General features: G+C 58.0%; 12 protein-coding genes. 6 read left to right on the top strand and 6 right to left on the bottom strand.

Going from position 1 to position 14,818, the window contains the following annotated elements; translation table 11 throughout:
• Positions 1 to 78: 78 nt before the first annotated feature.
• Together B3527_RS16375 and B3527_RS16370 are read right to left on the bottom strand one after the other, a co-directional pair.
• Positions 79 to 612, bottom strand: coding sequence for a carboxymuconolactone decarboxylase family protein (locus tag B3527_RS16375; RefSeq protein WP_206992148.1), 534 nt, complete (start codon positions 610 to 612; stop codon positions 79 to 81).
• 222 nt (positions 613 to 834) lie between these two features.
• The gene (locus B3527_RS16370) at positions 835 to 1,395 is read right to left on the bottom strand and encodes a peroxiredoxin (RefSeq protein ID WP_034816389.1); all 561 of its coding nucleotides are present in this window, start codon (positions 1,393 to 1,395) and stop codon (positions 835 to 837) included.
• Positions 1,396 to 1,516: 121 nt separating this feature from the next.
• Between B3527_RS16370 and B3527_RS16365 the strand changes: the two genes are divergently transcribed.
• Both B3527_RS16365 and B3527_RS16360 read left to right on the top strand, forming a co-directional pair.
• The gene (locus tag B3527_RS16365) at positions 1,517 to 2,416 is read left to right on the top strand and encodes a hydrogen peroxide-inducible genes activator (RefSeq protein ID WP_034816385.1); all 900 of its coding nucleotides are present in this window, start codon (positions 1,517 to 1,519) and stop codon (positions 2,414 to 2,416) included.
• 97 nt (positions 2,417 to 2,513) lie between these two features.
• Entirely contained in the window at positions 2,514 to 3,485 is a 972-nt protein-coding gene (locus B3527_RS16360) for a bifunctional helix-turn-helix transcriptional regulator/GNAT family N-acetyltransferase (protein ID WP_290480489.1), read from the top strand.
• Positions 3,486 to 3,551: 66 nt separating this feature from the next.
• On the opposite strand, the gene B3527_RS16355 is transcribed toward B3527_RS16360, so the two are convergent.
• The 3 genes from B3527_RS16355 to B3527_RS16345 form a co-directional block, all read right to left on the bottom strand.
• The gene (locus tag B3527_RS16355; protein ID WP_206992146.1) at positions 3,552 to 5,009 is read right to left on the bottom strand and encodes a sigma-54-dependent transcriptional regulator; all 1,458 of its coding nucleotides are present in this window, start codon (positions 5,007 to 5,009) and stop codon (positions 3,552 to 3,554) included.
• Positions 5,010 to 5,858: 849 nt separating this feature from the next.
• The gene (locus B3527_RS16350; RefSeq protein ID WP_206992145.1) at positions 5,859 to 6,215 is read right to left on the bottom strand and encodes a PilZ domain-containing protein; all 357 of its coding nucleotides are present in this window, start codon (positions 6,213 to 6,215) and stop codon (positions 5,859 to 5,861) included.
• Between the two features lie 95 nt (positions 6,216 to 6,310).
• Positions 6,311 to 6,748, bottom strand: coding sequence for an ester cyclase (locus B3527_RS16345; RefSeq protein ID WP_290480490.1), 438 nt, complete (start codon positions 6,746 to 6,748; stop codon positions 6,311 to 6,313).
• A 201-nt stretch (positions 6,749 to 6,949) separates the two neighbouring features.
• Here B3527_RS16345 and B3527_RS16340 point away from each other — a divergent pair, with 201 nt between their 5' ends.
• From B3527_RS16340 to B3527_RS16325, 4 genes are read left to right on the top strand one after another with little or no spacing between them, the layout of a single operon-like run.
• Positions 6,950 to 9,268, top strand: a complete 2,319-nt coding sequence (locus B3527_RS16340; RefSeq protein WP_290480491.1) for a hypothetical protein — start codon at positions 6,950 to 6,952, stop codon at positions 9,266 to 9,268.
• A gap of 32 nt (positions 9,269 to 9,300) precedes the next feature.
• Positions 9,301 to 11,496, top strand: coding sequence for an excinuclease ABC subunit UvrB (uvrB, locus tag B3527_RS16335; protein ID WP_290480492.1), 2,196 nt, complete (start codon positions 9,301 to 9,303; stop codon positions 11,494 to 11,496).
• Complete coding sequence (locus tag B3527_RS16330; protein WP_290480493.1) at positions 11,497 to 12,834, top strand: hypothetical protein; 1,338 nt, start codon at positions 11,497 to 11,499, stop codon at positions 12,832 to 12,834. It begins immediately after the preceding gene.
• Positions 12,831 to 13,676: a DNA adenine methylase gene (locus tag B3527_RS16325; protein WP_290480494.1), complete on the top strand. Its 846-nt coding sequence runs from the start codon at positions 12,831 to 12,833 to the stop codon at positions 13,674 to 13,676. The genes B3527_RS16330 and B3527_RS16325 overlap by 4 nt, the downstream gene beginning before the upstream one ends.
• A 132-nt stretch (positions 13,677 to 13,808) precedes the next feature.
• Here B3527_RS16325 and B3527_RS16320 read toward each other — a convergent pair whose 3' ends face one another.
• Positions 13,809 to 14,702 (bottom strand): hypothetical protein, encoded by an 894-nt coding sequence (locus B3527_RS16320; RefSeq protein WP_290480495.1) that lies wholly within the window; start codon positions 14,700 to 14,702, stop codon positions 13,809 to 13,811.
• Between the last annotated feature and the right edge of the window lie 116 nt (positions 14,703 to 14,818).

Raw genomic sequence — 14,818 nt, 5'->3', positions numbered from 1 at the left:
AATGCTTCGAATCGCAAAAAAAGCCCCGAAGCAATGCTTCGGGGCTTTTCCATGGGTCTTGGAACATTCGCCGCGCAACTAGCCGGCCGTGACCGCCTCAGCAGCCAGCACGCGGGCGACAGCATTGACCACAGCGCCGATGCGGATGCCCGCCTGGATCTGCTCGGTCGACAAGCCGTGCTTGCGCAATTCGGCTTCATGCGCATCGAGACACATGCCGCAACCATTCACGGCGGACACACCAAGGGAATAAAGCTCGAAGTCCGCTTTCTCGATTCCCGGCGCACCGATCACGTTCATGCGCAGCTTGGCTGGCAAGGTCTGGTACGTCGAATTGCTGATCAGGTGGATCGACCGGTAATAGACATTGTTCATGCCCATGATCGCGCTGGCAGCTTTCGCAGCCTTGATCGCTTCGGGGCTCAGCTTTCCGTCCGCTTCCGCTTCCAGCGCCGTCAGCGTCTGGGGTTCACCCACAGCATGGGCACAGGCGAGGAAACAGCCATATTTCTGTTGGTCGCTCAACAGGGTCTCGTTCATCAGCGAGCCGAGATTGAGCTTCAGATCCTTCGCATAGTCAGGCAGCGAAGATTTCAGGGACTCGATAGACATGAATCCTCATCCTTCCGGAATTCGTTGTTTTGATGGGGTGGGGAGCGAATGGGTCCGACAAGCCTTGCAGGCTAGAGGGGTGGGAGTGCCAACGTCCGGAACTGGGTGGACGGAAGGCCTGCCGGACCTTTCGCGACGCTGATGGGAAGATGCCTCATGGGTGGGGGAGGGAGTGAGACATCTTCCCGGAAGTTTCAGCGTTGCGTTCTATCTATGCGCAACCTAGGCAGCTGGTTCCAAAATATCTCCGCCAACCGGACGATTACATGGGCACAGCTCATCGGTCTGCAGGGCATCCAGCACGCGGAGCGTGTCTGCAGGGCTGCGGCCGACGTTCAGATTGGTCACATAAACGTGCTGAATCACGTTGTGCGGGTCGACAACATATGTCGCGCGATAGGCAACGCCTTCAGACGGCTCACGCACGCCAAGACCATCAACCAGCTCACCGCGGGTGTCCGCAAACTGCCAGATCGGCAGCTCTGCGAGGTCTGCGTGGTCGCGGCGCCATGCCAGCTTCACGAACTCGTTGTCGGTGGACCCGCCGAGCACAACCGCGTCGCGATCTTCGAAGTCGCCGGACAGGCGGGCGAATTCAGCGATTTCAGTTGGGCAAACGAAGGTGAAGTCTTTCGGGTAGAAGAAGATGACTTTCCATTTACCCTCGAAGGAATCCTGCGTGATGGGCTCGAATGCGCTTTCGCCATTCTGCTCATGCTGCATGAATTTCGGCTTTACGCCCGTGACTGTGAACTCGGGAAGCTTTTCGCCAATGCCAAGCATAGTGGATCTCCTGGGATAAGATGTTGAGGCTGCCGGAACGGTGGGCCCGGTGGCCGTGCTTTCTCGCAGTTGCGGCAAAAAGGAAAATTGATAATTCCCATTGCCGGTATAGATTGTCTCTATGATTATACCGACCCTTCGCCAACTGCAGTATCTAGTGGCTCTTGGAGAGACCGGCTCGTTCTCTCGGGCCGCCGAGGCGTGCTATGTGACGCAGCCCACCTTGTCAGCCGGGATCAAGGAATTGGAGGATTTGCTGGGCGTCAAACTGGCCGAACGCGAACCGCGCGGCGCCAAGCTGACTCATGCCGGAGAGCTGGCGGTGTCGCGCGCCAATGCGCTGATCAATGATGCCCATTCCCTGGTCCAGTCGGTTCAGAGCGCCGGCGCTCTGCTCACGGGCCCCTTTCATCTCGGCGCGATCCCGACCATCGCGCCCTTCGTCCTGCCAGCGGCAGTCCGCGCCCTCAGCGAGCAATATCCCCAGCTCAAACTCTACCTGCACGAAGAGAAGACACCGCGCCTGATCGACCAGTTGCGCACGCGCACTCTGGACGCCGCCCTGATTGCCCTGCCCTGGGACGTTCCGGGCATCGAGATGCTGCCGCTATTCGATGATGAATTCCTGTTTGCCGCGCCCGCTTCACACCCGCTGGCCAAGAAGAACGGCCTCTCGCCAGAAGACCTGGCGGGCGAGAACCTCCTCCTGCTCGAAGACGGGCACTGCTTGCGCGATCATGCACTCTCCATCTGTCGCATGAAGACCGGCAACGGCACTGATCAGGTGGCCGCTACTTCACTCGGAACATTGGTCAACATGATTGCCGGGGGCCTTGGCGTCTCGCTCCTGCCCAAACTCGCCACAGATAACGGCCTGAACATCGGACCGGACGTCGCCGTACGCGAATTCGTCAGTCCCGTGGTCGGCCGCCAGATCGGTATCGCCTGGCGCACCGGCAGCCCACGCGAGGCCGATGCCCGCAAGATCGGTGAAATCGTCAAGGCCGCCACCCGGCACTAGACCCGTTCCCCTCTGATAATCGGGATTTCATCTTGACGGTTCCCGTGGCCAAGCCTAATCATATAACGCGTTATATAACTGATTATGGAATCCCGTGATGAGCCAGGATATTCTCGCACAAGTTGGCTATCTGGGCCTGGCCAGTCGGCTGAAGCGTCTTGCCGACCGGCTGCAGGCAGAAGCTGTGAGCGTGTTCGACAATCGCGCCTATCCGATCCAGACGACGCACTTTCCCTTGATCGCCGCGCTTGAGGCCAACGGCCCGCTCAGTGTGAGCGCGGCCGTCGAGGCCACCGGCGTTAGCCAGCCCGCCATCACGCGCATCCACAATGCGCTCCAGAAGATGGGCCTGACCGACACGCGCCCGATTGAGGGCGACAATCGCCAGAAGGAAATCTTCCTCACGCCAGCCGGGGAAGCGCTGGTGTCCGAAATGCGCGCCAGCTTCTGGCCCGCCGTTCAGGAGGCCGCCGAGCAACTCTGTCTCTACCCAGACCATGACTTGCTGGCGGAAATCTGCCTCGTGGAATCGCGTCTCGCCGAGCAGCCCCTGTCGGTGCGGATCGAGACCCTGGCCAATCCTGCGGGCCTGAAGATCGTGGAATTCTCGGACGAACTCGCCCCGCATTTCGACCACATCTCCCGCGAATGGGTCGAGGAGATGTTCCGGCTGGAAGCGGAAGACATCGCCATGATCGAAAACCCACGAGCCAAAGTGATCGACAAGGGCGGCACCATCCTGTTCGTCGAGGATCCGGAACTCGGCATCATTGGCACCTGCGCGCTGATGCCGATGGCGGATGGCGGCGTGGAACTGACCAAGATGGGCGTTCTGGCCTCCGCGCGCGGTCGCCGGGCGGGAGATTTCCTGATGCGGCAGATCCTGAAGCGCGCCCGCCAGATGGAAATCCAGGACCTCTTCCTGCTGACCAATTCGAAATGCGCGTCGGCCATCCGGCTCTATGAGAAATACGGCTTCCGGCATGATGACGACATCATGCGCCGCTATGGCCACCGCTATGAGCGGTGTAACGTCACCATGTCCTACGCGATGCCTGCCCGCTCATAAAAAAGCCCCGCCGGTGGGGCGGGGCTTTGTCGCCGATCTGTGCCGGCATCTCCCTTTGGCCTTGGCCTAGCTCGCTTCGCGCTCCTGGCGCACATCGAGATCATATTCGCGGACCTTGCGATAGAGCGTCGAGCGGCCAATGCCGAGACGACGCGACACTTCACTCATATGGCCTTCATAGAAGTCGATGGCATACTGAAGGATATCGCGCTCGATATCGCTCAGCGTGCGCAGCTCGCCCGCCTCGTCCTGAATGGCTACCGGGCCGTTCTCGCCGGACTGAACGGGCTCAGCGATATCGGGGGCCTTGTTGAAGGGCGATGAAGGCAGGTTGCTCACATCCGGCATCTGTCCGGAAATCTGAGGGAAATCCTGCGGGCGCAACTGGTCGCCATCGCACAGAACCACAGCGCGGAAGACAGCATTCTCCAGCTGGCGGACATTGCCCGGCCAGTCAAAGGCGTACAGCATCTTCATCGTCTCGTCGGCCACACCGGTCACTTTCGCGCCTTCGCTTGCATTGAAGCGATTCACGAAATGGTCGACCAGCGCCGGAATGTCATCACGGCGTTCGCGCAGCGACGGCATGTCAACCGGATAAACATTGAGGCGATAGAACAGGTCTTCGCGGAATGTGCCTTCGGCAACCTGTTGCGACAGATCGCGGTTGGTTGCGGAAATGATCCGCACATCCACCTTGGTCGGGCGGCGCGAGCCAACGGCATCCACCTCCCCTTCCTGCAGGGCACGGAGCAGCTTCACCTGCGCATCCAGCGGCAACTCACCCACCTCATCGAGGAAAAGCGTGCCGCCATCGGCCTCGACAAACTTGCCGAGCGCTTTTGAGACGGCACCGGTAAAGGCGCCTTTCTCATGACCGAACAGGATCGACTCGACCAGGTTTTCCGGGATCGCACCACAGTTCACGGTGACGAATGGTTTCCCGGCACGGTCAGATGCGCCCTGAATGCAGCGGGCAACAACTTCCTTACCCACACCACTTTCGCCCAGGATCAGGACGGGAATATCAGAACTCGCGGCGCGTTCGGCCAGACGCACGACCTGGCGCATCGGCGGCGCGGTCGCGATCATGTCGTCAAAGCTCATGCCGCCTTCGGATTTGCGCGAGAGGCGCTTCACTTCCCCTGACAGGGATTGCAATTTCAGGGCGTTGCGGATCGAAACGACGACGCGCTCCGGATTGGCGGGCTTCACGATGAAGTCCACCGCGCCGCGGCGCATGGCCTGAACGATCGTGTCAATGCCGCTGGTCGCCGTCAGCATGATGACCGGCAGGTCAGCGCGCTTGGCCGACAGGCGTTCCAGCGTGTCCATGCCCGACAGGCCCGGCATGGTCAGGTCCAGCAGGACCACGTCGATGCCATCCTTCGGGTCAGAGGCAAGCGCAAGTCCCGCCTCGCCATCCGGCGCCGTGCGACAGGCAAATCCAGCCTTCTCGACCGCAGCCTGAAGCAGGCGGCGCTGGGTCGGATCGTCATCAATTACAAGCACCGTCTTGGCCATTGCGATTACTACCTTCTCTACAAGGAACCGACGGATCGCCCGTTCCCGAAACCAGATGTTTGATACAAAGCGGAACACATCCGTCCCGTATCGTTACGCCCCGTTCTGACACAGCGAGGTGGAAGTCTGGTTGAATCGAAAGGTGAAATTTGACGCAAATCTGAAGTGTGCGTCGCGAGCGCAGGCTCTCGCGGGTGCGGTGTCACCTTCAAGCTGGCCGCCATGCCCATGCGGCACGGACACATTCGCGAAAATCGTGGCGCTCATCCACACGGTTTATTTCAGATTGTTACAAAGTGAAAAACCTGAAAGTTTCTCTCAGACCCGGTGGTTTTCTCGTGCCGATTGTATCCCCCGCCCCACTTCACATCCATGCCCCTGTAGCGCGCACAACACGATGCGGAAGGCGCGCCAGCCCCGATCGGATACGTCCTGCGCCGATTGGCCCCCAGTCGTGAGCGACAATATCCGCAAGCGTGACGGATCAACGAATCATAAAATCGAAGCCCGCTCGGACATGAGCGATTCCGGTCTCGATCCGGCCATCGACAAGGGGGGGAAAACTTCCTAGAGACCGTCCCTTGTTCGGGCCCACAAGCTCGAACCGGATTATAGTAGCTGCGCGGGTTTGGGGACGCAGATATGCAGGAAAAGAGACAGTCTATTTCTAGCGCACAAGACACGGAAGAGGACACAAGCGCAGATCCATTGCGCGACGCACTCAGGAAATCCTTTGAGGAGAGTCTGAAAGCGCCACCCTCTGCGAGACTTGAAGAGCTGATGGCACAGCTGCGCTCAAAGGAGCGCAGCCAGGATTCGGACACCAAAGATTAGGCGCGGACGCCGCGTTCAGTGACGGAACGCAGGCTGGCGGATCAGTTCGGCCAGAATATAACCGGCCATCGCGCGATCAAACTCGACCCCGACCGCCGGGCCAACGCGCCAGCGCACCGTACAATCGACCTGGAAATGCGGCTCGGACGGGGTCCGGCGCAGCAGCAAGTGGAAACGGTTTGGCAGATCGGCCCAATCGCCGACTTTCAGACAGGCCCCGTGGACCGATAAATCCTGCACGAGAATGCTGCGCGCCTCGCTATAATCCATCAGGACAACTCGCCCGGACGTTTGCAGGCGAACGCGCGTGCTGCGCCGCAATTCGGCGGGGGCGGAATCGGCCTGGGTCGGAACGGAAACGAGTTGGGTCATGCCCCTACTATGCCCCAGCCCCCATTTGGTTCATTTTTTCCTACCCTGACGAGAGTCCGGGCAATCTGGGCGCCTCGGCCGACGCGCCGCCGCGATCAGACAAGGTCCAGCGCGCGCAGCACGGCGCCCTGATCATAATAGGGGCGTTCGCAGATAATCCGGTCACTGCCCGGCGCGAATTCAAACGTTGCCGCCATGCGCACCTTGAAACGGCGCCCGGTGGGCTCAATCATGGTCTTGCCGACCTGTAGCGGGCCGGTATGCGTGCCCGTCAGCCAGAACTCGACCAGAAGTCTGTCCGTTGCCTCATCAACGGCAATCGAGATGATTTCATTGTCCTGATCCGGAAAGGGCGTGCGCGACAGTTCGAAATAGCGCCGCACCGCGGCCTCCCCGTCGAACACCTGCCCGCCGCCATGCATCTCATACCGGGGATGCGCGAACGTCGCCATCACCGCATCCCAATCATGCGTCACCTCCAACGCCATATGGTTACGGACATTCGCGATACGGGCTTCGGTCAGATTGGTCATTGTCTTCCCCATTCATTTTCTTTGACCTTCACCCTCGATCCAAGGTTGCGCAAGCATTAACGAAAGGTAAAGTTCAACTTGGGTGAGGAGGACGGTGTACATATGTCTCTCGGAGTTGAATTTGGGTTTCGGCGCCCGCAATGGATGGGATTTAAGTCCCTGGACGCGTCGGATGGCATCCGAACAGGGGCCGTGGTCTCGATGACGGCGATATGCCTGCTTCTTTGGCCGCTATCAGACGCCGACCGACAACAAACACCGAATTATGCCCTGCTGGCCGCCCTATGGGTGGGAGCTGTGGCGGCGGGACTTTTCCGGAGTCACCAGATATGGGCCCGTCTACATTCCGCGCTCGCCGTGAACCCCTCAAGGCGTACGCGCAGTGATGAAAAAATCATCGCCCAAGGCTTGAAAGAGCTGTTCGTCTATCTGCTGCTCTCACTTTTGGCCCTGTCCGTGCTGGCCTTCGTATCTGGCAGCCCCCTGATTTCGGAACTTGAGCATATACGATTGCGAGGCTCGGACGCGGAACGCAGTCTTCTACATATCGCAATTTATTGCGCCTTTTTCGCGGGGGCTTTCCTTCCAATTTTGACAGCCATCGCACGCATGGCTGCAGCAGAAGCCAAGCAAAGCAAATCGCCTTTGTTCAGGACAGATGTCGTGTCTCGCAACTCGTTGATCACGAGCTTCATAGCCATTGGCGGCATTCTCCTTTTGGCGTGGGCCGCTGGCGCCGGGTTCTTCTCGATTGATCAGGATCTGGGTGTCATCATCTACCTTGTAGTCATCATCGCATTCCTGGTTTTCATAATCGCGCCACATCTCACGCGTCATCTGAATCAAAACGAAGAAAATCACACAGCACGGGCGAGCACCGCAGCGGGCGGCATCGCCAGTTTTGCTCCGGAAGTATGGGTCAGCCGACTGGATTCGATCCTTGTCCGGCTTGTAGCCCCCTTGTCCGGCGCAACCCAGCATGGAGCACCCGTGCCTCACCTATTGGTAGTCGGTCTGATTCTTCCACTATCCGCCATCGGCTTCGTTTTGAGCAGCCCCTTTGGTCTCATCCCCATATTCGTTGCAATGTTGATCGTTATAGCGCTCGGCAGGAGATGGGCATGGGTGGAAGCAGACAGGGAAACAGCTTCACGCCTTCAATCGACAGACTTCCGAAAATCGCAGGATATTCATATTGGCTTTGACAACGACCTCAAGGATGAAGCCCTATTGGGCTATGTTTCCTTCTTTGTTTTGGTCCCCTTGGCGCTGTTCCAGATAGAACAGTTCAGCTTTGCTTTCGATACGGAGCAATCTCTTGCAAGCATGCCCCCCACACAGCAATTCTACGCGTGGATCAGCTTCTTTGGCGCAGAACTGGCGAAGGCCGTACCTTTTGTCGATTGGTGGGAAATTTATCAGGTCGAAGTAAACACCCCCATTTCAGTATCCGACAATGTCGGCAACCCCACACTCGCCAAGCACCTGACCTTCGCCGCACGCGCTCTGGTCGACCTCGTGATCATGGCGGCTCTATTTCAGGCATTTGGCATATGGCAACGCAGCCGCGCCCAACAGCGCCTGTACGATGCGGGCCACATCAACGCTTTTGATCCCTTCACGGAACAGGAATTCTTTGAACGTGGCATACGATACGACCACAACGAAAAGAAATACATTCCCAAGCCCAGCTTCAGAAAGCGCGTTGAGAAGCATCGAGAAGCCAGAGAAGAGCTGAAGCTTCCCGCATTTCCTTACAGTCCACGCCGACTTAGCGAGCTGCTGAACTCTCCAGACCCTGATCTGAAGGCAGGTGCCGAATGGATGGTAAGTGAGTATCGGGTACTTGCCGGGCCACCTGCCGAACAACTTTCACAGCTGGAAGAACAATGGCGGCAGCCTTGCGACTTCCGAGAGCTGTACACTCAATATCGGGCAACCAGCCACCCGCAAAGGAGGGCTGCTGCCAAAAACACGATAAGAAACGAAAAACTGAAATTCGAGCGACTGTTAGACGACCTGATTGAGGCCGGAGCGAACAATAACAAATGGTTCGCTCTGAACCAAGCAAACACCCTACTGAAGCTTCTTGAGCATATCAGCAACTTGCCTGAATTCGTCTACGCGCACTCCCTGGCGATCGACTATCTCAGCGAACGGCGCGGTCAATTCATTCTGCTTGCTCTTGCCTCCCACACACTCACTGACACTGCCGACTCCGTAGCGCCTGCTTGGCGCCGTCAGATCGAGGGAAAATTCAATCGCGTTCCGAACGTCGTTCTAGGCCGCAGTGAGATGCGTCAGATTGTTTATGACGCGATGGAGCGGTACGCAGACCTCTGTTTCGCGTGGCGGGAAATTTCGAGAATCGAAGAAACCATGAGCTTTTTAGAACTTATGGCCCAGACAGATGCCGCCGCCCCCGCGCGCTTGAAGGCCGGAACTATCGCCAACCAGTTGCGCAACCGGCTTACAGACCTTCTATCCACCACCACACCGAACACAACAAGAACACCCTAGACACCTCCCTGCCCGCGCCCCATATCGGGGGTATGGCTCCTCCTCCTCCTTCCAAGGGCGTTTCCGAAGCGCCCAGCGTGTTCTCGCTTGATGGCTTCGCGCGCGATGCCGCCGGCGCCCTTCCGTCCGACAACTGGACGCCCCACCGGCCTGACCGCGACTGGGTCAAGCTGGAGGGCGGCAAGCGGTTCAAGGTGCATTCCGAATATGAGCCTGCGGGCGACCAGCGCACCGCGATCCCCGAACTCGTCGAGGGCATCGGCGCGGGCGAGCGCGACCAGGTCCTGCTCGGCGCGACCGGCACCGGCAAGACCTTCACCATGGCCAAGATCATCGAGGCGACCCAGCGCCCGGCCCTGATCCTCGCCCCCAACAAGACGCTCGCCGCACAACTCTATGGCGAGTTCAAATCCTTCTTCCCCGAGAACTCGGTGGAGTATTTCGTGTCCTATTACGATTATTACCAGCCCGAGGCCTATGTGCCGCGCGCCGATCTCTATATCGAGAAGGAATCCTCCATCAACGAGGCCATTGACCGGATGCGCCACTCGGCCACCCGTGCCATCCTCGAGCGCGACGACGTGATCATCGTCGCCTCCGTCTCGTGCATCTACGGCATCGGCTCGGTCGAGACCTACACATCGATGACGTTCAAGCTCGAAGAGGGCCAGCGCATCGACCCGCGCCGCGTCGCCGAACAGCTCGTCGCCAATCAGTATACCCGCAATGACATGGCCTTCACCCGCGGCACGTTCCGCGTGAAGGGCGACGTGGTCGACATCTTCCCGGCCCACTTCGAAGACCGCGCCTGGAAGCTCTCCTTCTTCGGCGACGAGTTGGAGAGCATCACCGAATTCGACCCGCTCACCGGCCGCACCATGCAGAAGCTGCCCGCCATCAAGATCTATGCGAACAGCCACTATGTGACGCCCCGCCCGACGCTCAACCAGGCCATCGACAAGATCAAGGCGGAGCTGAAGACCACGATTGCCCATTTCGAGGCCAATGGAAAACTGCTCGAGGCCCAGCGCATCCAGCAGCGCACCCAGTACGATCTCGAAATGCTCGCCGCCACCGGCTCCTGCAACGGCATCGAGAACTATTCCCGCTACCTCACCGGCCGCAAGCCCGGCGACCCGCCGCCGACCATGTTCGAATACCTGCCCGACAATGCCCTCGTCTTCACCGATGAGAGCCACCAGACCGTGCCCCAGATCGGCGCCATGTACAAAGGCGACTTCAGCCGCAAGACCACGCTGGCCGAATACGGCTTCCGCCTCCCCTCCTGCATGGACAACCGCCCCCTCAAATTCGAGGAATGGGACGCCATGCGCCCCCAGACCGTCCACGTCTCGGCCACGCCCGGCAAGTGGGAACTGGACCGCACCGGCGGTGTGTTCACAGAGCAAGTCATCCGCCCCACCGGCCTGATCGATCCGCCGGTCGAGGTCCGCCCCGTCTCCAGGGATGGCGCCAACCAGGTCGATGATGTCATGGCCGAGGTCAAGGACGTCGCCGCCAAGGGCTATCGCAGCCTGATCACGACGCTGACCAAGAAGATGGCGGAAGACCTGACCGACTTCCTCAACGAGAATGGCGTGCGCGTGCGCTACATGCATTCCGACATCGACACGATCGAGCGGATCGAGATCATCCGTGACCTGCGCCTCGGCGTGTTCGACGTGCTGGTCGGCATCAACCTTCTGCGCGAGGGGCTCGACATTCCCGAATGCGGCTTTGTCGGCATTCTCGATGCGGACAAGGAGGGCTTCCTCCGTTCAGAGACGAGTCTGGTCCAGACCATCGGCCGCGCCGCGCGGAATGCCGACGCCCGCGTCGTGCTCTATGCCGACCGGATCACCGGCTCGATGGAGCGCGCCATGGAAGAGACCAGCCGCCGACGCGAGAAACAGGTCGCCTATAATACCGAACACGGCATCACGCCGACCACGATCAAGCGCGCCGTGGCCGATATTCTCGGCGAACTCGGCGAAAAGCCCGGCAGCGCCCCGAAAGCCCGCGGCCGCGGCAAGGACAAGACCAAGGTGCGCGGCGTCACCGAAACAAAAGCCTTGCCACTTGCCGGAGAAACAGGCCACAACCTCAAAGCCGCCATTGCGGACCTGGAAAAACAAATGCGCGAAGCCGCCGCGAACCTCGAGTTCGAAGAAGCTGCGCGCCTCCGGGACGAGGTGAAGCGGTTAAGGGAAGAAGAGTTGGGGCTTTGAATGCACAAAACCGTAGAATTGGACATTGATGATCTCAAACTGGATCCGATCAATCCCAGAATTGAAGAGCAGGACTCCCAGCTAGAAACTCTGCAATCTGTGATCGATGACCAAGGGTCAAAACTTGGGGAACTTACGGAAGATATTGCCCTCCACGGCTTAAGCCCTATGGATCGCTTTCTGGTAATAAAAGACAAAGACGGGAAGTATATCGCACTCGAAGGAAATAGGCGCACAGCGGCGCTGAAGATTCTTCAAAATCCCGAAATACTCAAAGATCTGGAAATTCCGGATGCCCTGCGAGGCAAGCTCGTCAAGGCAGCGTCAAAAGCAGATGCTTCAAAATTGGAGCCGATTGACAGCGCTGAAGTAAAATCCCGCACCGAAGCTCATCGCTGGATAAAACTGCGGCATACTGGTGAGAATAGTGGTCGCGGAATTGTGAATTGGAACGCCGTACAATCGGCTCGCTTTTCTGATTCGAAGATGAAGCCAGTTATCGATTTCATCAACATGGCTGGAGGTGATCAACCAATCGTTGGTCCCAAGTTTCCGATCACTTCATTAGAGCGCTTGCTCGAGAACCCCGATGTTCGCAAAACACTGGGGATTGAAATCAGCGATGGAAGATTTCAGAGCAAGGTCCCTGCAGCGGAGATTGCAAAGCCATTACTTAAGATGGCCAAGGACCTCGCGGATAAGACCATCAAAGTAGACGATATTAAAACGAAGGCACAACAAAAAAATTATATTGAAGGCTTCGCCAAAAATGAACTCCCCAAAACCGGAACTACTAGCAAGCCGACAAAATTCTCAGAGCTCACAAAAAAGCTACCCGCAAAAGCAAAGTCTTCTAGCACAACGAAAAGCCCAACCCTAAAGAAGAAGAGATCAAAATTGATCCCTTCGACATTCAAAGCTCCCATCTCCCACCCCAAGTTGAGCAGCCTAGCATCCGATTTGACCAAGCTCAGCGTACAATCCTACCCAATCCCTGTAGCTGTCTGCCTTCGCGTGTTTGTGGAGGGGACAATCGACGTTTACATGGATACGTTCAATCTGCTGCAACACAATGCTGGCGGCAAAGGACCAACCCTGAGCCAAAAAATTGAAATCGTGAACACCGACTTCAAAACTCGCTACCCCGCACAAAAAAAACTGGCTAATGCTGCCAAAGCGAAACTTTGCCTTCCCGATAGCGTCATTTCCACTACCCGCCTTCACGAGTTTGTGCATAACACGGAGTTTTTTCCTTCGGTAAACGATCTGTTAACCGCTTGGGATTCAATAGAAAAATGGATGGCTCAACTCTGGCACGCAATTGAGGATTCCAAGTGAAGTTCTATTCCCCCTTGCGCTACCCCGGTGGGAAAAGCCAGCTTGCCGATCCAATCAAAGAGTTGATCATTCACAATCGACTTCAAGATTGCACCTACGCTGAGCCGTACGCTGGGGGATGTGGAATTGGCCTGCATCTGCTTCTTCGAGGGTACATATCGAACCTTTTGATAAACGACATCGATCCTAGCGTCTTTGCATTTTGGAATTTCCTAATTCGTCGTCCGGAAAAATTCATTGCACGAATAAAAGAAGTTCCACTCACAGTAGAAGAGTGGTTGGCGCAACGAGAAACAATGCGATCTAGCAAAATCATGGATGATGTTGGATTTGCATTCTTTTACTTGAATAGAACAAATCGATCCGGCGTTCTCAACGCTGGCGTAATAGGTGGATTGGATCAGTCCGGAAATTACAAAATTGACGCTCGCTTCAATAGGAGCACGCTGATTGAACGTGTAGAGCGAATCAAGAATGTCCGATCCAAGATTAAAGTTTCAAAGCTGGACGGAATCAGCTTTCTATCCAAGCATAAAGAAGAAAACGTTTTCTTCTTTATTGACCCCCCGTACGTAGAAAAGGGCGGCAGACTGTATCTAAACTCGTATCACAAACAAGATCATCAAGCGCTTTCTGAATTCATTCTTACCGAGTACAGAGATCGAGATTGGGTCATGACCTATGACAACCATCCAATGATTTATTCTCTATACAAGCATTTTAGCCCAAAAAAGTACACGCTACAGCACTCTGTGAAGAATTCCGGATATGGTGTAGAATTGATATTTACTAGTAAGACCGTAAGGCAACCTCAAGACTGGGGTCTCACATTGGCAGAATAGCGCGCATCGGTGGAGCAATGTATTTGCCCAACTCTTGCGATTAGCAATGCGCCGCTCCGCGATGCTGTAGGGCGGGTTAGCGAAGCGTAACCCGCCATTCCGCACTTGCTGCTTGGCGGGTCATGACCCGCCCTACACCTCCCCATGATACCCATACCCGTTCGCATGGCACCATTGGATGAGGGTCGGGAGGGCCGCTTCTTCTGCCTTGATAAATCCGCCGACCTTTTCGGCGAGGGCGTGATGGCCCTGCAGGGTCAGCGTGGTGATTGCCTGGCGCAGCAGCGGGTGGAAATTGCGGAACCAGCCCATCGCCGCGAGCTGGAGGAGGAGTTCCGTCAGCTCCTGATCACTGCCCTCATCGTCCGGATCCACCGCCAGGACCACTTCGCGCGTAATGGCCAGCCGTTTCTGGAACGTGGCCGAGACCACCCAGGGCAGATGGTCTGGCGGCGTGTCCCCCTCCTCCCAACAGGCGCAGACCTGTAGCGCCGCGCGGTAGAGCGCGGCATTCATCTGCGCCTGTCGCATCTGCTGGGTCGCGGCCTCGGTCGCGGCGCGCACCGGGGCGGCAAAGCTCTGCAAACTGGTCAGGCGGCGGGCCGCGCGCATGTCCTGCTCCGCCTCCGGAATATATCCCGCCTCCAGCAATGCGCCGACCCGGGCGCGGGCCAGCGTGATTTCCTCATCGGTCTGGCTGCGCGGCATGAAGGGCTCATCGCTCTCTTCCTCGTCTTCCTCGTCACGCAAGAGGGTGCGCCGCGCAGCCAGTTCCGCCTGCTGGCGAATATGGTCGGCCTCGTCCTGCGCCTTGGCGGCGGCGGCCTGACGGGCGGCAATGTCCTTGTGGCGAAAGCCATCTTCGCGCGCCCATTTGGTCAGCGTTGACCAGGGCAGGTCCAGCCGCCGGGCAATTTCCCGCATCGGCTCGCCCGCCTCTGCGGCCTCGCGGGCCAGATGGCGCAGGGCGGTCAGGCTCGCTGTCGTGCGGCGTTGGCGTTTGGCGGGGCGGGGCGCATCACTCATGCCGGGCAGACTGCCACGGGCGCACCCCCATCGGATTGCGCCGGGGGCAAGGCCCGGCGCGGCGGGCGATCCCGCCCCCAGAGGCAGGGGATAGCGGTGCGCCCCTCCCCCATTGC

The organism is Hyphomonas sp. UBA4505, from assembly GCF_002388685.1.
Taxonomy (GTDB): Bacteria; Pseudomonadota; Alphaproteobacteria; order Caulobacterales; family Hyphomonadaceae; genus Hyphomonas.
This window is presented reverse-complemented; position numbering and strand designations above follow the sequence as displayed.